This is a genomic window from Acidobacteriota bacterium (assembly GCA_029861955.1).
Lineage (GTDB): Bacteria > Acidobacteriota > Polarisedimenticolia > Polarisedimenticolales > Polarisedimenticolaceae > JAOTYK01.
The window spans coordinates 163,089-188,910 of sequence record JAOTYK010000001.1 but is presented as its reverse complement, the minus strand read 5'-3'; the positions used below and the strand labels follow the sequence as shown (position 1 = coordinate 188,910).

Genomic DNA, 25,822 nt, shown 5'->3' with positions numbered 1-25,822 from the left:
ATAGGGCTGTGCCCCCTGCGATACAAGCTCAGCGATCGCTACGGAGCGACTCGATCAGGGGCATCCTCATCACGCTCCGTGCCGCAAGAAGGGCCGCCGTCAGTCCGACCACGCAGACAACCGCCAGCGTAATCGCCACCTCATCCCACGGCGCCCGCAGATGGGCCAACCGTGGCGAAAGCGCCAGCATGGCCGAACCGGCACCGATGACGATCCCGGTCACAAGAAGGAACGCCGTTTCGAGGGTCACCAGCCGTGCCAGCCGGGATCGTCGGTAGCCACAGGCCCGCATCGTCGCAAGCTCGGATCGACGCTCGACGAGGTTTCGCAGCAAGACGACCGCCAGACCGATGGTTCCGAGAAGCAATCCGAGAGCCCCGAGGAGTTGGAACGTCGAAAGATACGTGTGCTCCACCGCCTGGAACTGCTCCATGGTCTCGACGCTCGTCTTTGCGTCGAAGCCGAAGTCTCCCAGCTCCTGCTCCAGCGATGCAGCCACGGCGGTCGCCTCGTCGAAGGGTGTCTCGATGAGGAAGAAGCGGAACCCGACCTGGTCGGGGAAGTGACGTCGGAAGGCCTCCTCGGAGATCAACACCTGGCTCTGGAGGATCGACTTCTGCAGCATGCCCACGAGCCGGAGTCGGATCGTTCCGCCACGCTGGTCCTCCAATTCCAGTTCGTCGCCAAGACCGAGCTTGAGGATCCACATTGCCGAGTTGATGTCGACGATGGCCGGGATCACGTCCTCGCCGAGATCCTGCTCTAGGAGCGTCCAGGGATTCTCCAGGTCTCCTTCGACCTGGATCTGCTTCTGAAACGTAAACCCGCCCCGTTCGATCATCGATGCCGGAACGCCGAGCACCTGCGGCTTGCCCGGTCGATAGAGGTTCAGACAGCTGGCGTCGTCGCCGGGCAGGCTCCGAAATGCGGTGACGTCCAGATCACCGATCTCCTCGAAGATCGGCACGTCGCTCTCTGCCACAAGCGAGAATCCGCCACTGGCCGAATCTCTGTCTTCCAGTTCGTTTCCGAAGTGGTGTCGACTGGCGGCAACCGTCACGATGACGAAACACGCCGACGCGATCAGGGCGACGCTGAGGACACTACGACCCGGGTTCCAACGACTGTTGCGTGCCGCCATCGCCGCCAGCACATTGCCACGACGCAGACCCCGAGTCCCGCGGGGGTCGGATCGGCACCACAGGTTGAACCCCATGATCCCCGCCACCAGCAGAAGAGCGGCGGCACCGAACGACAGTCCAGCCGACTCGGTGTTGCCACCGACGAACCCCACGGCGATAAGCGCCAGACCGGCCAGCAGCAGGATCCATGTCGCCGCGCGTGCGACTCGGCGACGCTTCGGCGAGGCCGGCGACGGAGTCCCGCCTCCGAGAAGACGAGACGGACTGGCCTTCTTGAGACGCGCGAGGGTCCGCCAGACCGTGAAGAGTGAGACGATGATTGCGATCGCTCCGCCGATCAGGAGGCTTAGCGGCTGGACGTGAAGGAACAGTCGCGAACTGCCGACCGCACCGATCCACAGCGTCCTCAGGGCGACCATCAACAGGCCGGCGTAGCCAACGGCGAGTCCCGAGCCGATGACGATCCCGACGCCGGCAAGGGCGGCCCCTTCCCGCAGGAACATCTTTCGGATATCGGTGTTGGTGAAACCGACGGCGGCACGCAGCCCCACCTCGCGGGATCGCTGTTCCACCCCAAGGCCGAACAGCAACCCGATCAGCAGCGCCGCCGACACGATGAGGAACAGACTGAACGCCAGGAACAGCTGCCCGAAATCGGTGGCCCCCCGTGCGGCGTCCAGTCCGTCCGCTCGGGTATCGCTGAATCGGAACCCCTGTCCGTAGGGATCGAGGGCCGCGCGTAGGTCGTTCGAAAGTGACGCGACCCTGGAAGCCGGCTCGACGCCGTCGGGGATACCGATCAACATCGCGGTGGTCGTCCCGTGGTGAGTCCCCCACAGCCGACGTCCCGTCGCGGCGGAGACGAACGCCTTTGGCGTGGCTCCATGACGGTCCCAGTACGCCTCGTCCTGCGGACGAATCCGGTTCAGTTCGACGGGAAACGGTGGATCCCACGCCGCCATGTCGTCGGCATCCTGGACGCCGGGATAGTCGGGGGTCAAACTGCGTTTGTTGGCCAGTCCCGTGGCCTCGACGATGGCCGCGACCGTGAATCTGGACGTCTCGGTCTCAAGCTCCTCCCGTGGTCCGACGACGAAGTAGTCCATCTCGATCGTATCGCCGACCGCGACACCGAGGTCGTCTGCAGCCCAGCGGCCCAGCAGAACCTCGTCGTCCCCGATATCGGTCACCGGTCCACGTGTCGTCTCGAGCGTCGATCCCGACGGGTCGCGGGTCGTGTCCAGCGCGACCACCATCGAATACGGAACTTCTCGGTCCGCGAAGCGCATGCTGTTGGCCAGATAGCTCTGTACACGAGTCAGCTCTTCCCCGGCAACACCCGCGATGAGTCGTTCTACGTCATCCCTGAACACGAAGTCCCGACTCTCGGCTCGGATCTGCGGCCTCTGGCCCTCGGAATCGATGACGAGACGAACGCCGAGGTCGTCCAGGGTCAACAGCCGGCCGACCTGATCTGCGGGATCGTCGGACGACAGAGCGCCGATGGCCAGAGTGTTGATCCCGTCGCCGACATCCAGGGCTCTCTGGAGGACCTCAAGCTCGACGAACGCGTTGGCCGGGACCTTCTGGCTGGCGACGACCCCGAACCCTCCCAGCCCGTCGTCGGGCACGATCTGACGCACCGTCCCACGCAGGGTCCCGATGAGGTCGCCCGCATCCCGCTCCCCCATCAACGTGTCGCGTCGAACCTCCGTGACTTGCTCGAAACGCAGCAGCACGGCTTCGCCCACTTCGGCCTGTAGTTCGCGAGCGAGGGAACGATTGAGAACCACCGACGGAAATATCTGACCGTCACCGCGGTCGAATTCCAACGAGCCGTTCTCGAACATCTGAGCGAAGGCAGGATCGACCCCGAGGATGGTAACGTTCGATGCCCTCGTTCCACGCTCGCCGTGATTGGCGCTACCGGGCATCAGGATCATCGATGCCGAGGCCGTGGAACCACCGAGGTCGCCGGCCGTGTCTGCGCGGAACATGCGCGTGGACAGCAGCACGTGATGAACGTTGCCCAGTCGCTCCAGAATCATGTCGCGCAGGCTGCCACGCACCGAGTCCCCGACCAGCAGTGCCCCGCTCAAGACCATCGTCGCGACGGCGACGCCCATCACGACCGCCAGGTGGAGTCGCCAGTAGTGGCCTAGAGCTCTAAACACTTGCCGTCACTCAGCTGAAGTTTGCGTGGGAATCGGCCCGCGAGCTCGTCGGAGTGGGTCACGACGATGAGGATCGTGTTCTCCTGACCGTGGAGTTCGAAGAGCAGGTCGGCGACCGAGACGGCGGTCTGCCGATCGAGGCTTCCCGTCGGCTCGTCACAGAGCAACAGCGTCGGAGACTGGATGAGCGCCCGGGCCACCGCGACACGTTGTCGCTCGCCACCCGAAAGCTCCGCGGGTCGGTGGGTCAACCGATGCGCCAGCCCCACGCGATCCAACAACGTGCGCGCTCGATCGGTGTCCGTGTCGTCACCGCCGCCGGCGGCCAGCGTCGGGATCAGCACGTTCTCCAGAACGTTGTACTGCGGCAGAAGATGATGATCCTGGAAGATGAAGCCGACCTGGCGATTGCGGAACTGCGCCAGCGCCGCATCGTCGAGCTTCTGCGCATCCACGCCGTCAAGCGCGATCGTGCCGGCGGTCGGACGGTCGAGGGCACCGATGAGATGGAGCAGCGTACTCTTGCCGGATCCCGAGGGTCCCGTGACCGCCACCATCTGGCCACGGTCCATCTTGAACGTGACCCCGTCAAGCACCCGCACGAGGTTGTCGCCCTCGCCGTAGGACTTCTCCAGGCGATCGACCGTCAAGCCCTTCACGATCCGCCCCCCTCGACCACGAACGTGTCGAGTTGAGCCGCAAGTTTCTCCGGAATCTCCAACGAACGGACGGACTGGTCCGGTAGTAAATGACAGCAGACCGAGGTCATCGACCCTTTGGCCAGGTCCTCCCCGCCTTCTCGAAGGACGAACCCGTAAGTCACGGACTTCGATCCACGGCGAAGAACGGTGACGACGACTTCGAACGTCTGACCGAATCTCAGCGGTCGCAGGTAGTCGCATTGAAAGGAGACCCGGGGCCAGCCGATGTGGCATCCGTCGATCACACAGTTCACCGACCATCCCAACGATTCCAGGAAGCAATGCTCGGCCGTCTCCATGAAGATCGGATAGCGTGAAAAGTGGACGATCCCGCCCATGTCGGTATCGACGAACTCGACCCGTCGCTGCATCACGAATTCAGCCATTCTGAGAACTCTCCTTCGGGCGACCGCCTGCGAGGAATCGGCGGTAGACCTTCATCGTATTATCCGCCATGGTGGATGCGTCCCGCCGGGCGTGGACTACTTGCCGTCCATGTTCGCCTAATCGGCGACGATGATCGGGGTGGGTTCGAAGGGTATCCAGCGCCTGCGTCAGGCCTTCGGTGTCTCCGGGCTTGAAGAGCAGCCCACCATCGGTCTCTTGTACCAATTCCGGAAACGTGCCGTGTTCCGGGACGACCACCGGAGTCCCGACGGCAAGCGCTTCGATCACCGACAGCCCCTTGGGCTCACGAAACGTCGTCGGTAGGGTCATGACATCGAGCCCCTGCAAGAAAGCGATCTTGCCCGGTCGATCGACCTCGCCCAGATACTCGAACGAATCCGTCAGCCCCCACTGGGCGACACTGGCGAGAAGTGCGTCGCGATAGGCGTGGTCTCGTGGGCCACAATACCCCGCCATTCTCATGCGGATATTGGATCGACCCGCGCGGTCGCAGAGCCTACGAAAAGCCTCGATCGCCAGGTGGGGGCCCTTTTCCGGGCAGATCCTTGCCAGGAAGCCCATGACGAACGGGTCGCCTGCCGACTGCCGATCCACGGCGTCGAACCCGTCGAGATTGATGCCGAGGTCGACCTGATGAACGATGCTCCGGTCCACACCCAGGTAGTCGCTCATGAAATCAACGTAGTAGTCGCTGGTCGCCACGAAGCCGTCCACATCCTGCGCCCGCTCTCTGAGCGCCGCACGCACATCGGACCGCTGGGGGTCGGGAAGTTCGTCCAGGAAGATCTCCTCGCCCTGAACGGAACAGAGGACCGGACAACCGACCTCCCGCTTGATCTCTCGTGCGAAGCCGAGAAACATCGAGTTGGTCAGATGGACCAGATCGGGTCGGTAGTCCTCTTTCAGGAACTGCACCAGCTTCGCCAGCTCCTTACTCTGCCGCCCATCTTCGCCGAGCAAGACGGAAAGGGTGAGGTCGCCGAGGTCCTTGGCGTCGACGCTACTCCCCCGACCGGAAACCCAGTTGAGGAGCGGTTTCGCGTCCAGAAGCGAGTCGACGAAGCGTGGTGTGTGACGGAAGATCGACGACTTCTGCTCCAGGAAGACGTTGACCGCGCCGTAGAACACACGATCGATGCTGACGTCCACCTCGTCGGTACGAATCGGCGTATAGGTCGGAATGAGCGCGACATCCTGCCCCGCATCGATCAGGGCCTTTGCCAGGGTGTTGTCATGCAGACAACTCCCGCAGTACATGCCGGCGGCACCGGCGGTGACGTAGGCGATCTTCAAGGTCCCACTCGTTTCGGAAAGAACAACTCGAGGCGGTCGTCCGCGGGTGCCTTCGTCATCGTCGAAACCACGACGAGCGTCAGAGCGCAGGCCACGACGATGACCGCCACCGGCATGACACCACTATTGCCCACCGTGTATCCGGGTACGTTCAGACCACGGTAGAAGAAGAACGACCACAGGGCCGCCACGACCACGACCGCAGCAAGCGCACCCTGACGGGTACAGCGACGCCAGTAGACTGCGGCGACGACAAGCGGGAATAGGCCGGCAAACCCCGTAAAGCACCAGACACCAAGCTTGAAGATGCTGGGGCTGACGATCTGCGAGAGTACGAAGGCCACGACGAGCAGCCCGCTGACGAACAGACGACCGAACAGGACCTGCTTGCGCTCGTCCATCCGCTCGCCGAACCCGTAGAAGCGAACGATGTCGTGCGTGAACATCGTGCCCAGGGACAGGACCTGGGAGTCCAACGACGACATGATCGCCGCAAACACCCCCGCACCGAGGAGCCCGGCCAGCAGCTCGGGCGCGTGTCCGTCGATCATCTTGACGAGAATCGAATTGGATGCCGGCCCCACCAGTCCCGGTTGATCGACCGCGCCCGCCACCCCCAGCAAGACACTGGGCAGCCAGACGATGGCGATACAGATCGGATAGGCGACCATCGAGAGTCGAAATGAGCTTGCGCGTCGAGCCGTCAACCAGTGCATGAAAATGTGAGGGAACATCCCCACCGAGAGCGGGATGAAGGCATAGGTCGCCATCTTGACCGGCGAGATCGCGTCGCCACGGATCAACAAACGAGGGGCCTCGGCCTGAAGCCGACGCATGACCTCGTCGAGTCCGCCCAGCTGGCCGGTGATGTAGATGAACGTGACGGCACCGAGCACCATGAAGACGAGGGTCTGAAACGTGTTGGCCCATGCGGTGCCACGCAGGCCTCCACTGGTCACGTAGCCCATCACCACGACACAGACCAGAAGACTCCCCAACCATTTGGGGATACTGCCTCCCGTGATCTGCTCCATGGCCAGCCCACCGCCAAGAACGCCGATCAACAGGTACGGAATCAGGAGCGCGGTAAGAACGCAGAACAACAGGAGTCCAAGTCCCGGAGAGTCCCAGCGTCGCCGGAAGTACTCGACCTGTGTCGTGAATCGTCCGCGTTTGCCCACGGACCACAACCGAACACCGACGAAATAGAACACGACGGGGACGACGATAGCGGACGAGCTGGCCATCAACGAGAAGACGCCGATGCCGCTCCGGTAGGCCTCGCCGGATGCTCCCAACAACGAGAACGCCGTCATGTGAGTGCCGAACAGGGACATCAGCAACATGAACGGGCCGATGGTGCGTGTGGCCAGGAAGAAGTCCTCGCCCGTACCGCGGGACAGCCGTCGACTCAACAACCCGAGCGAGAGAACCGCGGCCAGGTACCCCAGGAGTACGGCGACGGTCACGGCGACTCCCCGGCTTCATCTTCTGCGAGTTCCGCGAGGTCGACATCGGGCCACGCATGACGCACCAGAAGCGCCATGACGACGGAAACGGCCAGACAGAAAAGCGCGTGATACAGGAGTCCGATCGGTAGGCCCAGAACGAGATCCGGGCGATCCCACCACCACAGGTCGTGACGCAGAACAAATAGTAGGAACAGGACAAGGAACAGTAACGCTCGCATCGTGACAATTCCTCAGGTAGACGAGGGGGTCCCGTCGAGTGTGCGCTGCTCGGGTAGTGTACAGAATCGTCCAAGAGCTTCAAACAGATGATCCGTGGGGCGACGAAACACGTTGCCGACCAGAAGGTCGACCAACGGTTCTCGACACTCGGGGTGCTGCTTGAGGAACGACGGGATGTGGAAGTCCTTGTCGTAGTAGGCATAGACCAGTTTCCGCATCTTCTCCATGCCGTCGAGAAACGTAGCGCCGTGCCGTCCGAGGGAGTTCCCACTCAGATCGCCGCTCTCGAGTGATTCGTGGATCGAGTCTGCCGCCATCTCAGCGCCCTTGAAGGCCAGGAACACACCGGTGGAGTAGATCGGATCCAGGAACCCGAAAGCATCCCCCGCCAGAACCCAGCCGTCGCCTGCAATCCGGCTCGAGACATAGGAGAAGTCACGCAACACCTTGACGTCATCCATCTGGGTTGCACTCGCGATTCGCTCCTGCAGTCCCGGACACGCGTCCCGCTCCGCATCGAAGATCTCCTGCGGACTCCCCTTTCGGTTACTCACCAGGCGGTCAATCGGGCCGACGACACCAACGCTGACAATGTTGTCGGGCAACGGGATGTACCAGAACCACGAGTAGTTGTCGGTGGTCTGCAGGATGACCGTTGCACCCTCATCGCGCCCTTCTCCGCGTTGAGCGCCCTTGAAGCGAGTGAATACCGCGGCATGACGCAACTTGGAATCGTATCGACGGAGACCGAACTTCCGCGCCAACATGGAGCTCTGGCCGGAGGCATCGACGACGACTTTCGAATGAATCTTCTCTCGCCGCCCGTCACCGAACTCCACGTCAACACCGATCACCGTGTCGCCATCGAACAAGATCTCCTTGACGTTGGCTTTCTGATGCACATCGACGCCACAGTCGGCTGCGTGATCAAGAAGTAGCTTGTCGAACTTGGCGCGCTCGACCTGCCACGTCTGCGAGCTGGGGTGATCATCGAATTCTGCGAAGTAAAACGGCGCCGCGCCACGACCCGCGCCGTTAAAGAACTGAACGCTGTGTTTCTCCTGAAACATATCGCAGTGCAGTTTGTCCTGTATACCAAGGCGATCGAGGGTCCAGTACGTGGCGGGCATCAGCGACTCGCCGATGCGAAAGCGCGGGAACGTATCGCGCTCGAGCAGCATGACATCGTGACCGTGCTTGGCCGTTAACGTCGCCGCGGTGCTGCCGGCCGGGCCCGCACCGATGACGATGACATCTCTCTGCATATCAGGTGTACCGCGCATTCTGAAAACGCTCGTCGTAGAAATTTGGAAGAAGCAAGTCGACTTTCAGCAAGCCCTCGCGACTGAGGGTCACGACCCCGTCTGCGATCTTGAGCAGGCCCTTCTGCTCCAGATCCCGGAGGGGTGTCGCGAATCGCTCGAGAGGATCCTGGCCGAACTTCTTCTTGAAGTAGGCGGTCTCCAGGTGGCCCAACTTCATCTGCAGGATCCACTCACGCGTGAAGCGTTCGTCATCATTGGTGACGTAGGTTCTCGAGATCGGTAACGCCCCCCCCTCGACGGCATCGAGATAAGGCGTCCAGGCGGCCTGATTCTGATAGTGAACCCCCGACAGATGTCCAAACGACGAGACACCCAGGCTTATCAGGTCGTCTCCGTGCCACAGCGCGTCGCGGTAGAGGAAACCGGCGGAACGATCGCTCTTGACCATGGTGTAGGCGCTGGAGATCTGGTAGCCGGCCGCGGCCAACTGCTCGAACGCGTAGTCGTGCCACTCGCGCTTGGTCTCCCAGTTGGCGATCGGTGTCGGTGCGCCGTCAAGGATGGTCTTCGAGTAGACGGTGTTGTAAGGCAACTCCATCTGATAGACCGTGACGCTGTCCGGAGACATCTCGATCGCCTTGGCGACGGAGACACGCCACGTCTCCCAGGTCTCGCCCACCATCCCTGCGATCAGGTCGATATTCAGCTGTGGGAAATCGAGGGCCCGGATCCACGGCAAGACCTTATAGATCTCCTTCGTCACGTGAGCCCGGCCATTCTCCTCAAGGATCCGATCGTCGAAATTCTCCACGCCGAGGCTAAGACGGGTCACCCCGACGTCCCGGATGGTCTCCAGTTTCTGCTGGGTCAGCGTCCCGGGCTCGCATTCGAAGGCGAACTCTTCGACCTCCGACCAGTCGAATCGACGCCTCAGCCCTTCGGTGAGTTGACGGAGATGCTTGCTGCTGATGAAGGATGGAGTGCCACCGCCGAAGTAGACCAGCTTCGGGCGGCGCCCCTGAACCGCCGGCTGATCGGCCAGCATGGCCGCCTCGCGTTCAACGGCCGATAGGTATCGCTCGATCTCCGAGGCGTTCTTGTCGGTGAAGACGCGGAAGTAGCAGAACTTGCAGCGCTTCCGACAGAACGGGATATGGATGTACAGCCCCAACTGTGCATCGGGAGCGGGGGCACGATCGAGGACATCCTGGATCGTCGTGTCGGCCTCCGCGGACCAGAATGAATACGGCGGGTAGTTCGAAACGAAGACACTTCCGACTTCGGTGGTCTTCGCTTCTTTCCCGACGGATGTGGCGGGTTCCTGGTTTGCCATGGGTGGGGTCTATTCCTTCTTCCCGAATGCGTAGAGTTGACCGTCGGCAGTTCCGATGACCAGGCGCCCCTGGGCGATCGCCGGAGAGGCAACGAACGGCGAGCCGCTGTCGAAACTCCAGCGCTTACTGCCGTCCGCCAGATTGAGAGCCACAAGCTCACCGGTCATCAGCCCGACGTAGACAGCGCTCCCCACCAGGACCGGCGAGGAATCGATCTTCGACCGCGATGCCAGGCTCCACGTCTCCTTGCCGGAGCTTCGATCGATCGCGTGGAGGCTCTTGTCCCGTCCGCCGATCACGACCAGTTTCTCGCTGACAACCGCCGACGAGAGGTACGGAAACTGCCGGTCGGGGTTCTCGTAGCGCCACGCTGGACCATCGGCAGTCAGATCGACCGCGAGCACCTGGTTCTCGAAGGTGCCGAAGTACGCGATACCGTCCGCCACGGCGGGACTCGCTCCGACGTAGGCGCCGACTTCGATGACCCGCTGCTCCTCGCCGGTGTCGGCATCGATCAACCGCAGGAACCCGTCGCAACCGGCGATGATGATGCGACCGTCGACGATGGCCGGCGCGCCATAGATAAATCCGTCGGTCTCGACCTTGAAGCGTAGCTTCCCGGTTTCCGCTTCCAGGCTGTAGACGGATTGATCGTGAGACCCGAAGACGACACTCTTGCCGTGAACGTTCGCGGACGAGATGATCTCGGCTTCGGTCGCGAAGCTCCACAGCTCCTTGCCCGTTGCGGCATCGAGAGCGTGGAAGATACCGTCACCGTCTCCAAACATGACCCGGCCGCCGACGACCGTTGGCGAAGACTTGATCTCGAACCCGGCCTGAAATTTCCATCGCAATTTGCCGTCATCGAGACCGACCGCATAGAGCACGCCGTCCAGCCCACCGACGTAGACGATCCCATCGACGATTGCGGCCGTTGACTCGATCCCCTCCTCGATGGTGAACGCCCAGAGCGGTGTCATCTTCTCCGGTAGTTCGCCTGCCGAGACGCCCGTGGACTGACTGCTTCCGCGGAACATGGGCCAGGCATCGGCCGGGGCCGAGCTGTCCGAGGCACCGACCACGCTCACGAAGAGGAGCGATGCGAGCAGCAATCGAAGCAAGGTCTCAGGCAACCTGTTCATAAAACAGCCTCATCTCAGGTTCGGCCACCGGAACCGGATTGAACGCGGCGGTCCACTGGGCCGCCGCCTGTTGCGCCAAAGAATCGAGGTCAGGGTCTTTAACGCCACATGCGCCGAGTGTCTCGGGCAGGCCTGCCAACCGGCGCCGCTCCTCGACGCGGGCGACGAGGGACGCCCCACCGGAAGGCTCGCATCGCTGAAGACGATCGTAGAGATGACCGACGGTGGCGGAATTGAATCGCATCACTGCGGGCATCATCAGAGAGACGGCCGCGCCGTGCACGATCCCATGGGTCGCCGTCAGCGGGTTGGCGCAGCTATGCGCAGCACCCAGCATCGAGCGCTCGATCGCCGCTCCGGCCAGGAACGCTCCCAGGAGCATCGCACTGCGAGCCACGCGATCGTCGGGATCCTCCAGAACGCGAAGAAGCGCAGGATCGATAAGCGAGAAGGCATCGAACGCGTATTGCTGTGAGCGCTCGTTTCGTCGCGTGCAGACGTAGCTCTCGATCGCGTGCGAGAGGGCGTCCATGCCGGCAGTCGCGATGACGTCGCGTGGTGCCGACCCGGTCAGGAGCGGGTCGAGGATCACGCAGCGAAACGCCGCTTTCGGGTCACCACAGGCCATCTTGATCCCGGTCTCGGCCTCAGAGATCAGGGCATAGGATTGCGCATCGCTCCCCGTCCCCGCTGTCGTGGGCACGCCGATGGACGGCAGCATCGGTTGCGTCGCCATGCCCGAGCCCCAGTAGTCCCGCATCTCGCCACCGTTCGAGATGATGAAGTTGATGCCCTTCGCGCAGTCCATCGCACTTCCACCGCCGACGGCGATCAGGCAATCGGCCTCGTGCCGTTTAGCGGCCTCGACGCCGTCGCGTACATGCTCGGTAGTCGGGTTGGTTGCAAGCCGATCGAAGACATCGACCGCGACTCCTGTTTCGGTCAGGGCCCGGGTCGCCGCACGGATGTGTCCCGCGCCACGAACGCCGGGGTCCGTGACCAGGAGTGACCGCTTCCCGCCGTATCGTGTGCAGAGTGTCCCGAGCTGATCCAGGCCACCTTCGCCGAACGAGACGGCGATCCCGTCGATGAGGGCATCCCAACGCCCGTCGGCAGCCTGGCCGATGGATGCGAGCACGGTCAAGCTGCCGTCGAATCGGAGGATCCACTCACGAACGACCGCTGCTTGTACAGCAACTCGAACAGGTTTCCCTCATGGGGCTGATCCCAGGAGACAACATTGGTCGGAACCGCGGCCAGGTTCAGTCGATCGATATTCCGCGCGACCAGCATCTCTTCACGAAACGCCACGTCGTCCGAGACGACGGACGCCACCAACGTCGAGCCGATTTTCGTGACCATCTCGGCTTGCGGCACCTCCACGACGCTGACGAACGGAAACAGGAGTTCGGCGGATGCCAACGGATGGTCGGGATCGCTACATCGAATCACCGTGGGAAGTACAAAGGTTGACCCACCGACCTCGGCGACCCGGCCGCCACGGCGATAACGCGCCGTGACGTCCTCTGCGCCCGGGATCGCAAGCCGTTGATCGATGAAGTCCGAGATTCGTCTCGCGATGCCGGGGTCCGTGAACGCCGCAAGCTCGGCTTGCGGATCGTCCAGCGCCCTTGCGGGAATCGCGGCAAGTCGTTGCGCAAGCGCATCGGCCAGCGAGTCTCCATGTGCGGGTGTCCAGACGCCCGAAGCGTTGACGCACGAACGTCCCCCATTGGCCGCAATGGAACCCACCATCCAGTCGAGATGATTCTTCCAGTGCTGGGCCTGATCTTCCCCGAAGATGATCTTGCTCCAGCCGGGCCCGTGCAATTGGATCCGCGGATCGCCCTGCCAGGGTCGAAGTGTGGACTCGTCGCCGAATAACATCGAGCGATCGGTTCGCATCAGGATGTCGGTTACGGCACCGTGCCCCGTTGGATAGAAGCTGATCGCCTCGGGTGGCGCACCGGCAGCCAGCAACGCCTGCGTGATTCGCATCGGTGTCCAGGGCTCCTGGCGACCGGGTTTCAAGACCAGCGGAACCTTCAACGCAAACGATGGGATCCAGAGCGAGTGAACACCGGGAGAGTTGCTGGGCAAGATCGCCCCCATGGTGTTGGCCTGGCCGAGGAAGCTGACCGTGCGGCCGTCCTGGACGACGTGACCGCGATCGAGCAGTTCCAGGTCCAGTCCTCGTGTCAGACCCGCGAGGATGCAATCCATGTTGGCCAACACGAAATGGATCTTCTCCATGTTGGCCCGACAGAGCGACCGCGGCAGGCCTGTGGTTGCCGATTGGATCTCGACGAACTGCGCGGGGCTCTGCCCGACGCCATCGATCGGGTCGACCATCACGGTTCCGTCGAGGAATAGTTCGGCCGCCCGTCCGCAGATCGCGACCAGCTCCGCCGATGGAATCTCCTGTAGTGCCCGTCTCCAGTCGGCGGCCTGCAGCAGATCGTGATGGATCAACCCACGGTTGGCCTGACTGACACGAGCCACGGCCTCGCCCGAACGCGAGTCCTTCAGGTCGATCGTATCGAGACTCCGATACGGCTGACCGGCTCGCAATACCGGGACGTGGAGCATCAATACACTCCCACGGTCACGCTCTGCTGCAGAGAGCTCAACAAGCCGAGATCGCGCACACCATCCCAGGGATACTCCTCGCACGGTTCGGCCCGATACCCCTCGTCCCGCTCGGGGAACCGAGGCATGAAGAACTCCTTCGTCAGCGTCGTCAGAAGGACACGACCGCGCTGGTTGTATTCCAACCGCCGGCTCGTGTCATCAGGATCGACGATCTCGAATGTCGCCCTCGGCAACGGCGGGTAGTAGGTGATCGAGTAGTCGTCCCCCTCCCGAAATGGACGAGGTGCCGCGAGACCCATCAACGTGTTGCCGTACGTCGGGATAAAATCGATGCCGGGGACAAGCTCTTCCCGGGCAAAACGATTGAACTGGGCATTCATCTCGGTTCCACCACAAAAGATGCCGGTGATCCCGTAGTTCGCCAGCGAGATCTTCTCGCACAACGCCTCAAGAAGTTTCGGCGTGGTGAACAGGCACTTGATGTTGGGGTGGGCCCTGAGAATCGTCAGCGCCTGATCGACGATGTGATTCTTGTAGGTCTCCATCTCCTGAAATTTCTGGGCACGGATCAACTTGTTGACCCAGCGCGGATCGAGGTCGACGAAGAACGAAATTCCACCCCGATACTGCGCAAGATGTTCGATCGCCAGGCGAAGACGTCGCGGCCCGGTCGGACCCAGCATCAACCAGTCCGAACCCCGGGGGAATGTCTGGTCGGAGAGACGATCCCCGAAGATCTCGTAGTCTCGTTGGAAGTCCTCGATATTGACCCGGGACTTGGGAACACCCGTCGATCCGCCGGTCTCGAAGACGTAGGCCGGTTTGTCTGCCAGACCCTTCGGAACCCAGCGTCGCACCGGGCCACCACGCAGCCACTCGTCCTGAAAGTGACCGAACAGCTTTAGATCGTCGTACCCGTTCACATCCTTTAATGGATCGAAATCGAACTCCCTGGCCTTCTTCAGCCAGAACGGACAACCCGTCGCCGGATCGAAATGCCAACGAACGATCTCTTTCACGTGGGCGTCGAGACCGGCCGTGGCTTCCTCCGGCGATGTGAACGCCTTCGTCATTTCGCTTCCGACTTCTTTGCCGGCGGCGCATCGACGGCGAGGGCCGCCGGGGCTGCCGGCGGGGTCTTGGCGGGGATCCCCCCCTCGATCGCGAACAGTTTCGTCCGACTGGCGACGTAGATCACACCGTCCTTCGCCACCGGAGTCGTGTAGACCGCAGTCCCCATGTTGGTCTCGTGCAAAAGCTCCATCTTGCGACCGGCCTTCAGAACCGCGATATCGCCGTCCTCGTCGCCGATGTAGACCTTGCCGTCCGCCAGGAACGTCGAGCCCCAGATTGCTGCGAACGCGTCGTACGTCCAGATCTCTTTCCCGGTCTTGACGTCGAGGCAGTAGACGAACCCGCTGAGGTCGGCGATGTACATCAGGCCGTCTTGAATCGCCGCAGTGGACATCGTGCGGTGGAAGTCGTCGCCGTGCCGACGCCAGACGACGGCGGTCGATGTCACGTCGCCGGACCCGGTCGCATCGATGGCCCACAGGTTACCCGGCCCCTCACCGTGCTCGGGATCCTGTCCGACGCCGATGAAGACCTTGTCGTCATGGATAACGGCGGTCGAGATCACGTTGTTCCGCGTACCCCGTCCACCCAGTTCCCATTTCGAGTCCTTGGGATTCAGGTCGAACTTCCAGAGCAGCTCGCCATCCTTGGGGTTGAACGAATAGAGCCAGCCGTCGCCACCGGGGAAGATGACCTGCTCGCGTCCCTGGATCTTTCCGTAGGACGGGTTGGACCACGTTCCGTGAAGGACGTTGGTGCCCGGCAGCGCATTCTCCCAGAGCAGTTCGCCGCTGTTCTTGTCGAAGGCAACGAAGCTGGGGCCTTCCGGCGACGGCACATTGATGTGCCCCTCGTCGACACCTTGCCCGGTGATAAAGAACAGCCAGTCTCCCACGAGCAACGGGCTACCCGCCGCCAGGTTGTGGGGAAACATGTCCAGCTCCTCGATCAGGTCGAAGCGCCAGATGACATCTTCGTCCAGTTTGCTCGTGTGCTCTTCGTCGACGAACGGCCCGTCGTTGGCCCCGTCGCGGAAGCCGTCCGTGTCCGCGGCGATGATCTCACCACGGTTGGACAGGTAATAGATACGATCGCCCTCGACCGCCGGCGTCGAGCAGACGCCCTGCAGCGGCCAGTCGTTGACCCGACCGGACGGCAGCTTGGCGTGGGCCGACTGCCAGATGAACTCGCCGGTCTCCGCGTCGAACGCCATGACGTTGCCGCGGTCGCCCTTGATCGCGGGGTTGTAGACCCGTTGATTGTTGGTGCCCACGAAGACGCGACCGTCATAGACCACCGGCCCTGCGTAGGTCTGGGATCCGAGATCCGCAGTCCACTTGATGTTCATGCCCGTCTTCGCGTCCCACTTCGCCGGCAGGTTCTCCTCATCGGAGACCATGTTGCGGTCCGGAGTGTTGGCGTACATCACCGGGGCTTCGTCCTCGGCGTACGCCACTCCCGCAAGAAACATACAGAGCAGTGCGGTTCCAATCAGTTGCTTCGTCATCACTTGTTCACCGTTACCTTGATGTTGTCGTAGTACATATCGGCAGGCGAATAGCCCACCAGCCCCGGGCTACCCGAAAGAATCGGCAACGCATCCTCGGCGGTGATGGTCCATTCCGCCGGCTCGGCCTCGCCACGTTTCCAGACCTTGCCTCGAACGAATGCCGTCCCACCCTCGATCTCAACGCTCAGCTTCATCGAGTACCAGGCATCGAGCTCCCACGGGAAATCAATCTCCTTGGCCATGCGAAGCTCGGCGGCCCAGGAACGGATCTGGAGTTTCTGGTGGGCGCCCTGCAGATCCAGGCTGTACCCGCCATTAACGAGCCCGATGTCGGGCTTGCGGCGTCGATTGGGCTTCCCGAGAATCTCCGCCTCTATCGTGTAGTCCCTGAGTTGCTGAGAACCGAAGAAGATCGTCGTTCGATTCAAACCGCGCTTCCGCGGCATCTTGTGCAGGACCTTCTCGCCCTCGAGATCGGCAATGACGTAGGTCCCCTTCGCGTTGATCCAGCTCGCCGGTGTCGAACCTATTTCGCCATCCTCAAAGCCCATGTTCCACGGCAGCGGAGGAAGTACACGAACCCGGGTCGCGGCCGTCTTGCCGGCCACCGTCGCCGTGATCTTGCCGACTTGAGAGGGGGCGCCGGAGGAAGGACTGAAGCGTCCGTTCTTCAATTTGCCCTCGAGCCCTTCGAGAGCCCACTCGACCGTTCCGGGTTGATCGATGAGGTTGCCGTCCTTATCCACGGCTCGGAGGTTGAGTTCGGTCTTCTGGCCGGGCTCCGTCAGCAGCACGGCCGGAACGATCTGAATCGCCGCGACCTCGGCTCCCTTGGCCGCCCGACCGGCGCCCGTTCGCTGGCGAGAGAACGTCTTCGGCCGTGGCGCATCCGTCTTCCCGAGACAGTAGAGTCCCCACTCAGTTGTGAAGTAGACACGACCGTAGGCGATCGCCGGGGAACCATAGATCTCCGCATACCGTCCGTCCGGTACGGATAGCTTCTCGGTGTCCAGCGTCTCGACACCGTCCTTACCCGGCTTGAGGATGTGGAAGTGCCCGTTGACCTCGGTCACGTACATCTTCCCGTCGGCGAGAACCGCCGATCCTTTTCCGACCGTGCCGATGCTGTGCTCCCAGAGGGGCGCGCCGGTCTTGATGTCAACAGCGTGCATGTTGGCGGAGTTATCGATGACGTAGACGCGGCCGTCGTGAACCGCGGGCGTGCTGAACCCGGCACTAAGCTCATCGATGCGCCAGAGTTCGTTCTTCGTGATGTCACCCTCGCCGCCGGCCTTGAACGCGACCAGGCGACCCATGGTAGGACCGTCGATATTCTCCTCGCTGTGGGAGATGAAAACGACACCGTCATGGATGGCGACCGAGGCGTTGATTCCCCGACGGCTCAGCTGGAAGCCCCAGACCTTCTCGCCGGTCGCAACACGCATCCCGTAGACCCACCCATCCGAGTTGCCGGCGACGATGAGTCGCTCGCCGTCGATTTCGGCCACGACCGGGACGGACTGGGTGTTGAAATCGAATGGCATGTTGCCCGGAGTCGAGATCCAGACCGGCTCTCCGGTCCGCTTGTCGAACGCGTAATACCGATGGCGAAGCGCGGCTAGTTCGCCCCAGCTCTTGCTGATGAAGTTGATGATCAGCAGGTCGCCATCGACGACGGCGGTCTGCGTGCGACCGCCATACCCGGAGTAGCGGCCGTATTCCTCGGCGAGGAAATGTTCCCAGAGGGTGTTGCCGTTACGATCGAACGCGATCAGCTGACCTGCGACGCCGTGGGCATAGATGTTTCCGGTCTCGTCATCGGCGACCAGGCTGGCCCAGCCGACTCGATTGTCCGGCACGGTCGTGTGGTAGACGTTGTGTCGGCGCTCCCAGCGCAGATCGCCCGTGAAGGCGTCGTACGCCGCCACGACCTCCTGTAGCGTCGTGCCGTCCCCCACCCGTCCAATGACGTAGGCGGTGCCATCAAGGACCACCGGCGTCGAACGACCGATAAAATCGGCCTTCCAGGCCAGGTTCTCGCCACCGGGATCCCAGGTGGAAACCAGTCCGTTTTCGGCCGAAACGCCGTTGTAGTTCGGCCCCCGCCAGGTTAGCCATTCACCGGCCATCAGCGGCACGCCGACCGTCACCAGTAAACAGAACACAACGAGCGAAGTTGTCCTTCGTGTCATCTGATTCCCTCTTTATTCGTAGGACTCTCCGAGTCCGCAATGCAGGTTACGCCGCCACCCGGGCTACATGCGATCGCTTGCTGTAAAAAATCGTAAATATAAAGGGAAATAGGAGCAGATTGCGTGTTTCCGCCAGCGACCTAGATTCATCCGTGGGCTACGGGGTCAGACCCGGGCCCGTAGGGGTGACAGACGGAGAGGCAAGGTCGGTGAACGCCATCAAGGGTTCGTCATGGCGGAGGCTTGTCATCGGTGGTGTTCTGCTGCTGGCGGGGATCCTCGTCCCGGGCATTCACGCAGCACCGGTACTGACCTCCATCACGATCGATGGAAACATGTCGGACTGGTCGTCCGTCCTGGCAAACCCCTCCCAGGTGAGCCTCGACGGGCCGGCAGGCACCAATCCCGACCTCGACGCCCCGATACAGAGCACGGGACGGGACCTGTCGGCGTTCGCATGGACCTACGACTCCAGCTACTTCTACATGTACGTGCGTAGGGTCGGAAGCTCGAAGAACCGCCAGGAGTTCTGGTTCTACCTCGATCTTAACGGCGATCAATTGATGCAATCCGGCGAGAAGGTGTTCCATGTCTCGTGGTGGGGCAAGAACCGTAAGACCGTCAGCGAGATCCACAACTACGTGGCAGTCGCCGGTGCGGGCGATCCGCTGGTCGGTGGTGGAGGAATGGCGGACGGCTACACGATGCCGGGATCAATCACCCTCGTGAGCTCGATCGAAACGCTTTACGGCGGAACCAGTTCCGGCATGGAGATGGAGTCCCGAGTCTCATGGAGCACGCTCGGTGTTCCGGCACCGATGCCGTTCTATTTTCACGTTTCGACGTCGAACGGCGCCAACATCCCGACGCAGATCGATGACAACCTCGGTGGGCCAGGGGGAACGATCGGCTCGACCTTTACGCCGGGCGTGATGTTCACCCCCGATCGCTCGACGACCGTTACCTCGGGTGGACAGGTAGTGGTCGCACACGTGTTGACCAATACGGGCTCGGGAACCGATACGTTCGAATTGACCGATGCGGATGTCGGCGACTTCTCACCGTCGTTGATCGACTACTTCAACGATCTCGACGGGGACCAGGTTCTCGATGTGGGAGAGCCGGCGCTGACGGATACGGACGGCGATGGCGTGGTCGACAGCGGCCCTCTGGCTGCGTCGTCAACGATCAATCTCCTGGTACGCGTGACCGTACCTGGAGGCCTCGGAGATGGCGACACCAGCACCACGACTCTCACCGCCACCTCGAATCTCACCCCCGGCACCACGGATAACGTCGACATCACGTTGCTCGTCGCGACCCCGCAGGTCACGTTGGTAAAATCGGTGAACCTGGCGACGGCCGCCCCCGGCGATGCTCTGACCTACACCCTGGATTTCGTGAGCAACGGAACGACAACCGCCTACAACGTCGCGATCGTCGACTCGGTTCCGCCGGAGTGCCAATTCGAAACCGGGACCGCGATGGGAACGGGAACGCTGATCGAATTCAGCCACGACGGCGGAACGACGTTCGATGCCGTGGATAACGCACCGGTTACCCATGTCCGCTGGACCGTGGCGGCCCCGCTGGCTCCCGGAGACACCGGATCGGTCTCCTATCAGGCCCGAGTCCAGTAAAAGGGCCGTCATTGGTGGGGCGCTGACGGCCCCCCCTGCCGAGGCCCATATCGGCGCCGGCCTCGATCACCGAGCTTCGCGACTGACCCGTTCGCCGTTGATGATCGTCCCGATGCAATGCGACGTGTACTCGAACGGGTCGCCGTCGTAGAGCGCCAGATCGCCGTCCTTGCCGATCTCGAGGGAGCCGACACGATCGTCGATTCCCAGCAGCTTCGCCGCCCCGAGGGTGATCGCGTGGAGTGCCCGTTCCACTCCGAGTCCGTGACTTGCGGCGACCGCGGCCTCGAACAAAACGACACGGGTCTTCGGCACATAGCTCTCGTAGCCGCTCTGAAGCGCGATGGGAATCCCTTCCCTATCGAGGACCCCGGCTGTTTCCATGCTGAGATTCTCGGCCTCCCCCGCGGCACGCTTCATCGTGGCATGGACGATGACCGGTATCCCACTCTCACGAATCTCATCGATCAGAAGATACGATTCGCCCGCACCGTCAAGAACGAGGCGAAGATTGAACTCCTCGGCGATCCGCATGGCCGTGAGGATGTCTTGATGACGTTGGACCGTGACGAGGAGCGGGAGCTCACCGGTAAGGACGCGACCGAGCGCCGCAAGCCGTAAGTCAACGTCCGGTGTCTCGCCCTCTTCGGCCGACTCTATCTTGTCGAGATAGTGACGAGCCCGCTGCAATTCTGCGCGCAACATCGCGGCGGCCTTGCTTCGCGTTCCCGGAGGTTTGCCTCCGTCGCGAGTGGCTTGCTCTCCCAGTGTGGCGGCGATCATCGCTGCGGGTTTGACGACGGCTTCGTTGACGGTCGCCCCCGCGGTCTTGACGATCATCGTCTGACCCGAGACGAGACTTCCCGGCCCGTGCCCCGTGTGGAGTGTCGTTACGCCGAAACTTCGGACCCAGTCAACGAGAGTCTCTCGCGAGTTGTACGCGTCGATCGCTCGCAACTCGGGTTGGACCGGTTCGGAGGTCTCCAGTTGATCCTGGTCGGTATCCTGATTGAGGTAGCCGGCAAGACCGACCACGGTGTGGGCATCGATCAGCCCGGGAGTGACGACCGCGGCCTCGATCACCTCGACACCGGCGGGAACGGGGGTCGTAGCCGAAGGCCCCACGGCGACGATCTTCCCGTCACGGACAACGACGACGCCATCCTCGATGACCGGCCCGTTCGCTGTATGAAGCCGACCCGCGCGGACCGCGACGTCCCCTGCCATGACCATTGCCGAGCAGACGAGCGTCGCAATGACGACGATGACGCGATGCAACATCACTCCTCCTCCATCCGCTGACAACAGCCGCCGACAGCACGCGGTTGACCGGCCCCGTAGCCGCCGACCGCCCAGAGCCGGTCTTTCTCGTCACTGCGATCGAACCGTAGATCGCCGTCGACCCACGTCTCGAGCACCTTGGTGTAGACGCTAAACGGATCGCCGTCGAGGATGACGAAGTCCGCGTCCTTCCCGACCGTCAGGCTTCCGATCCGATCTCCCAGATCCATCATTTGCGCCGGTGCCAGGGTCAACGCCTCCAACGCCCCTTCGCGGGACATACCACCGCGGACCGCAAGCGCTGCCATCCGCAGGAAGAGTCGCGAGTCCGTAATCCAGTCGTCCGTATGAAACGCCACGGCCGCTCCGGCCTTCTCTAGAACGCCACCGCTCTCATAGCCGATGTGCATGGCCTCCAGCTTCCCGCCGGGGCTATCGACCAGGATCAATGAACTCGGGACCCCCGCCGCCGCGATCTCGTCGGCGACCTTCCAGGCGTCGCTGACGTGGTGTAGGACGACCCGAAAACCGAACTCTTCACGCAGACGCAGGATCGTCATGATGTCGTCGTGTCGATGGGTGTGGTGATGCACCATCCGCGTGCCATCGAGGACCTCCAGCAGAGCTTCCATGGCCAGATCGCGGTCGGGCACCTTCTCGGCATCGTCGCCCGCCGCCTCGAGTTTTCGGCGATAGTCCAGGGCCGCGACGAATTGCTCGCGAACCAGCGCCGCCGATTTGCCGCGTGTACCGGGGAACGGTGGGTCTCGGCGGGAGTTGGTGCCGTTGGCCATCTTCATGCCACCGAGGGGTCGCCCGCCGTCGTCACGCCAGACCCATTCGTCGATCGTGTTGCCCGCTCGATGTTTGACGTAGACGGTCTGCCCACTCATCAAGTGCCCCGAACCGGGCATCACGTTTGCGGTCGTCACTCCACCGGCCAGCGCCCGACGGAAACCGGAATCGCGTACGTTGATGGAGTCGTAGACCGATACGTCGGGTTGGATCGGCGCCGACCTATCGGCCGCCCAACCGCCGCCGACGTGGGAGTGTGTATCGACGAGTCCCGGCATGATGGTCTGGCCGGCGGCGTCAATAATCTGTGCGTCCTTCGGAATGCGGACGCGGTCTCGTGTTCCGACGGCGGTGATGCTTCCCTCGGAGATGACCAGGACGCCATCTTCGATCGGGGGACCGTCAATTGGGATTAGATGAGCCCCGACGAAGGCGATGGCCTCTCGTGCGAGAGCCGGCGTGGCGATAAGACCCGACACGAGCGTGATGGTCACGACAGCGAGTCGGACAAGATTTCGTTTTGATTGCATGAAGGCCCCCATGACTGGAAGCGGAAGTTTACTCTCAAGTGGACCGCTTTGCGATCCACAGGCTGCCTCGATAGACTCCCCCGATGCGTGTTTTCGCGATCACGGTCGGTTTATTGAACCTTTTCCTCGCGTCCGTTTTGCTGGCCGACGAGGGGCCGAATCCTCTTGAACAGGACCTCGGCCGCAACGATCTTCGTGTCTTTTCGGCGGCCACGTTTATTCAAGTTGGCCAATCGCTCGAATCGATCGGCCTGGTCCAGCGTCTCGAACGGCTCGGCTATCTCCGTATCTCCGACCGACCCCAGCGACCGGGAGAGTTCTTCTTCGGGGAGGATCGGTTCTGGATCTATCGCAGGGCCCACCGGCTGGCGGGTCGAGATTACGCCGCATCGCTCCTGGGGTTGACCCTCGCCGACGGTCGCGTGATCGGTGGCGCCGACGTCGACGGCGACATGCGACCGCTGCGCGAATCGGATCGCATCTGGATCGAACCCGAACTTCTGGCGGAGTCCATCACCCAGCGACGGGCCGTCAGGATTCGTGCCGACATCGAAGATCTGCAAACGCACACGTGGAAGGCGCTTCTCGCCATCGAAGACGCACGCTTCCTGGGACACCCCGGGATCGACCCGCGCGCACTCGCTCGGGCCACCCTCGCCAATCTGCGTGACGGAAGTGTCAGTCAGGGTGGCAGCACGCTTACGCAACAGCTGATCAAGAATCGGGACATGCGTCCTCGTCGTACGATCGGACGCAAACTCTCGGAAGCCGCGCGTGCCGTGTGGATCGAATCCCGTTACGGAAAGCGTCAGGTCCTGGAGGCCTATCTCAACCGTGTCTACTACGGTCATATCGATGGTGTGGGCATCTACGGTGTCGGGACGGCAGCCCGGGCTTTCTTCGATCGCGAGGTCGAGGATCTGGATCTGGCCCAGTCCGCGACCCTCGCCGGGATGGTTCAGGCTCCCAATCGCCTCTCCCCCCTGCGGCATCCGGAAGCCACTCGCTCGCGACGGGATCGCGTCCTGGATCGGCTGGAAGAGCTTGGCTGGATGCCAACCGACGACCTGGCGATCGCGCGGGCCGCTCCGTTGGTTCCTTCGCCAGGAAAGCTAACGACGACGAGGGCCCCGGCATTCCTGTCGTGGCTCGCTGAATCGATCCCCGATCGTGCGCGAGAGCGTGTGGACCGTGACCGGGGCATCGTCGTCGAAACACGCCTCGACCCCTTGCTACAACAGCATGCCGAACACGTCGTCGGTGCCGGGCTACGGGACCTACGCCGCCGGCGGCCCGCCCTACGGGACGCCCCCCTGTCGGCGGCGCTCGTCGCGATGGATGCACGCGATGGCGCGGTGTTGGCTTACGTCGGTGGTTCCCCGGATCGATCGGACAACCGTTTCGATCGCGTGCGTCAGGCGCGTCGGCAACCGGGGTCAACGGTCAAGCCGTTCGTCGCGCTCCATGCGTTGGAGTCCTGCGGCGGGCGCCGGCCGTTGACGGCGGCAACCACCGTGCTGGATGGGTCCGTCACGCTGAAGATCGACGACGACGCATGGACGCCGGAGAATTTCGATCGCCGCGACCATGGACCGGTGACCCTACGATCCGCACTCGTCCAGTCACTCAACGTGCCCTGGGTGCGGATCGCACGTCACTGCGGCTGGGAGAAAAACGCTCACATGTTCGCCCGTGTCGGCCTGAGTCTCCCCGATCCCACCCCACCGTCTTTTGTTCTCGGAGCGGTGGAGGTCTCTCCTCTTGAACTGGTCTCTGCGTACTCGGTTTTCTCGACACCGGGAAGACGGGTCGTCCCCCGAGGCTGGCAACGGATCGAACAACCGGACGGGAGCCCGCTCGGCGTTAATCCGACGCGCTCGCACGCGGTCAGTTCGAAGGCTTCCGCCTGGATCGTTCGTGATCTTCTGCTGAATGCGGTGCGCGAAGGCACGGCCCGCAGCGCGCAGATCGAGAACATCGACGTGGCCGCCAAGACCGGCAGCAGCTCCGGGTTGCGAGATGCTTGGCTTGCCGGCAGTAGCGGACACCTCGTCGTCGTCGTCTGGGTCGGGCGCGATGACAGCGGCCCCCTCGGGAGCACGGCATCGCGGACGGCGGCACCCATCTGGAAGGCATTCGTGGAACACGCAACTCGACTGGAGGCGACCGAACCGATCTCGCAGCCCCGCGGCGTGGTCGCGGCCTCGATCGATCGCCGAACCGGTTTACGGGTGGACCCCTCGCGGTCTTCCGCCCGACAGGAGTGGTTTCGACGCGGCTCCGAACCGCCCAAGCAACGGTTCTGGCGTCGTTCGCAATCTCAGACTCCGATCCGCTAACGGCGCCTCGTCCCGATCACGGGGGAGGTGTTCCGCCTGTAACGAATGCGGCGAGAACGATGATGCCGTTCTGCACGGCGTGGGCCAGGATGGGTGCCAGCAGACTATCCGTCTTGATATAGACCCACGCGAATACCAGAGCGACCGCAACATAAGACGGGATGCCGGTAAGGTTGCCGTGGATCAACGCGAAGACCCCGCACGACACGAAGAGCGCTGCCGTTCGATTGATCTGCTGATCCAGATAGCGGAAGACGTACCCGCGAAACAGCAATTCCTCCGCGAACGGGACGAACAGGACGATCCACGGGGCGGCGCTGATCAGAAGCGCCCGATCGCCGAGCAACTTCGCAAGCGCCTCTTGCTCTTTTATCTCGACACCCAGGGCACCCAGCACGAGGCCAAAGACGAGATTGGCACCCACCGCGAGCAAACCACCGAGCAATCCCCATCCGACGATGGGCCCGAGGACGAACGGACGCGTCCGGGTGCGATCGACACGCCAGACGATCATGGCCCCTGCAATAAGACTGAAGACCAAGACCTGAACGGTCATCACTTCGCGGAACTTCCCAACGATCAACCCCTCGACGTCGCTCGGTTCCATCGGGAAATTCAATGTACCGTCAAGGAATAGCCAAGGAAGTACGACGAAGACGGGAGCCAGCACAGCGACGAAACAGACTGCCAGAACCTCTATTAAAGCGACCCAACGCTGA

Annotated in this window: 19 protein-coding genes; 2 read left to right on the top strand and 17 right to left on the bottom strand. The window is 62.5% G+C overall.

The genetic code is table 11. The features are described 5' to 3' along the window. Positions 1-28: 28 nt before the first annotated feature. Genes OES25_00775 through OES25_00710 form a run of 14 tightly spaced genes read right to left on the bottom strand, consistent with a single transcriptional unit; the run spans position 29 to position 18,518 of the window. Complete coding sequence (locus tag OES25_00775; GenBank protein MDH3626172.1) at positions 29-3,316, bottom strand: ABC transporter permease; 3,288 nt, start codon at positions 3,314-3,316, stop codon at positions 29-31. Next, the gene (locus OES25_00770) at positions 3,301-3,975 is read right to left on the bottom strand and encodes an ABC transporter ATP-binding protein (protein ID MDH3626171.1); all 675 of its coding nucleotides are present in this window, start codon (positions 3,973-3,975) and stop codon (positions 3,301-3,303) included. Before OES25_00770 ends, OES25_00775 begins: the two co-directional genes overlap by 16 nt. Next, entirely contained in the window at positions 3,972-4,403 is a 432-nt protein-coding gene (locus tag OES25_00765; protein ID MDH3626170.1) for an acyl-CoA thioesterase, read from the bottom strand. Before OES25_00765 ends, OES25_00770 begins: the two co-directional genes overlap by 4 nt. Then, on the bottom strand, positions 4,396-5,718 hold the full coding sequence (locus tag OES25_00760) for a glycosyltransferase family 4 protein (protein MDH3626169.1): 1,323 nt from the start codon (positions 5,716-5,718) through the stop codon (positions 4,396-4,398). The genes OES25_00765 and OES25_00760 overlap by 8 nt, the downstream gene beginning before the upstream one ends. Next, a complete protein-coding gene (locus OES25_00755; GenBank protein MDH3626168.1) occupies positions 5,715-7,187 on the bottom strand; it encodes a sodium:solute symporter family protein in 1,473 nt (490 codons plus the stop codon). The genes OES25_00760 and OES25_00755 overlap by 4 nt, the downstream gene beginning before the upstream one ends. Then, positions 7,184-7,408 (bottom strand): hypothetical protein, encoded by a 225-nt coding sequence (locus tag OES25_00750; GenBank protein MDH3626167.1) that lies wholly within the window; start codon positions 7,406-7,408, stop codon positions 7,184-7,186. Before OES25_00750 ends, OES25_00755 begins: the two co-directional genes overlap by 4 nt. Positions 7,409-7,420: 12 nt before the next feature. Continuing rightward, complete coding sequence (locus OES25_00745; GenBank protein ID MDH3626166.1) at positions 7,421-8,692, bottom strand: tryptophan 7-halogenase; 1,272 nt, start codon at positions 8,690-8,692, stop codon at positions 7,421-7,423. Beyond that, entirely contained in the window at positions 8,676-10,007 is a 1,332-nt protein-coding gene (locus OES25_00740; GenBank protein ID MDH3626165.1) for a coproporphyrinogen III oxidase family protein, read from the bottom strand. The genes OES25_00745 and OES25_00740 overlap by 17 nt, the downstream gene beginning before the upstream one ends. A 9-nt stretch (positions 10,008-10,016) precedes the next feature. After that, the gene (locus OES25_00735) at positions 10,017-11,150 is read right to left on the bottom strand and encodes a PQQ-binding-like beta-propeller repeat protein (protein ID MDH3626164.1); all 1,134 of its coding nucleotides are present in this window, start codon (positions 11,148-11,150) and stop codon (positions 10,017-10,019) included. Then, positions 11,134-12,288, bottom strand: a complete 1,155-nt coding sequence (locus tag OES25_00730) for an iron-containing alcohol dehydrogenase (protein ID MDH3626163.1) — start codon at positions 12,286-12,288, stop codon at positions 11,134-11,136. Before OES25_00730 ends, OES25_00735 begins: the two co-directional genes overlap by 17 nt. Positions 12,289-12,290: 2 nt before the next feature. Beyond that, positions 12,291-13,739, bottom strand: a complete 1,449-nt coding sequence (locus tag OES25_00725) for an aldehyde dehydrogenase family protein (protein ID MDH3626162.1) — start codon at positions 13,737-13,739, stop codon at positions 12,291-12,293. Continuing rightward, positions 13,739-14,815 (bottom strand): hypothetical protein, encoded by a 1,077-nt coding sequence (locus OES25_00720; GenBank protein ID MDH3626161.1) that lies wholly within the window; start codon positions 14,813-14,815, stop codon positions 13,739-13,741. Before OES25_00720 ends, OES25_00725 begins: the two co-directional genes overlap by 1 nt. Next, positions 14,812-16,323 carry a PQQ-binding-like beta-propeller repeat protein gene (locus tag OES25_00715; GenBank protein ID MDH3626160.1) on the bottom strand — a complete coding sequence of 504 codons (1,512 nt, stop codon included), beginning with the start codon at positions 16,321-16,323 and terminating at the stop codon, positions 14,812-14,814. The genes OES25_00720 and OES25_00715 overlap by 4 nt, the downstream gene beginning before the upstream one ends. After that, positions 16,323-18,518 (bottom strand): PQQ-binding-like beta-propeller repeat protein, encoded by a 2,196-nt coding sequence (locus OES25_00710; protein ID MDH3626159.1) that lies wholly within the window; start codon positions 18,516-18,518, stop codon positions 16,323-16,325. Before OES25_00710 ends, OES25_00715 begins: the two co-directional genes overlap by 1 nt. Before the next feature lie 209 nt (positions 18,519-18,727). On the opposite strand from OES25_00710, the gene OES25_00705 reads away from it, so the two are divergent. Then, positions 18,728-20,158, top strand: coding sequence for a hypothetical protein (locus tag OES25_00705; protein ID MDH3626158.1), 1,431 nt, complete (start codon positions 18,728-18,730; stop codon positions 20,156-20,158). 66 nt (positions 20,159-20,224) lie between these two features. Here the strand turns inward: OES25_00705 and OES25_00700 are convergent, their stop codons facing one another. Further along, complete coding sequence (locus OES25_00700; protein MDH3626157.1) at positions 20,225-21,439, bottom strand: amidohydrolase family protein; 1,215 nt, start codon at positions 21,437-21,439, stop codon at positions 20,225-20,227. Beyond that, the gene (locus OES25_00695) at positions 21,439-22,764 is read right to left on the bottom strand and encodes an amidohydrolase family protein (protein ID MDH3626156.1); all 1,326 of its coding nucleotides are present in this window, start codon (positions 22,762-22,764) and stop codon (positions 21,439-21,441) included. Before OES25_00695 ends, OES25_00700 begins: the two co-directional genes overlap by 1 nt. An 83-nt stretch (positions 22,765-22,847) precedes the next feature. Between OES25_00695 and OES25_00690 the strand changes: the two genes are divergently transcribed. After that, positions 22,848-25,103, top strand: coding sequence for a transglycosylase domain-containing protein (locus tag OES25_00690; protein MDH3626155.1), 2,256 nt, complete (start codon positions 22,848-22,850; stop codon positions 25,101-25,103). A 16-nt stretch (positions 25,104-25,119) separates the two neighbouring features. On the opposite strand, the gene OES25_00685 is transcribed toward OES25_00690, so the two are convergent. Beyond that, positions 25,120-25,710 (bottom strand): CPBP family intramembrane metalloprotease, encoded by a 591-nt coding sequence (locus OES25_00685; GenBank protein MDH3626154.1) that lies wholly within the window; start codon positions 25,708-25,710, stop codon positions 25,120-25,122. Positions 25,711-25,822 lie beyond the last annotated feature (112 nt).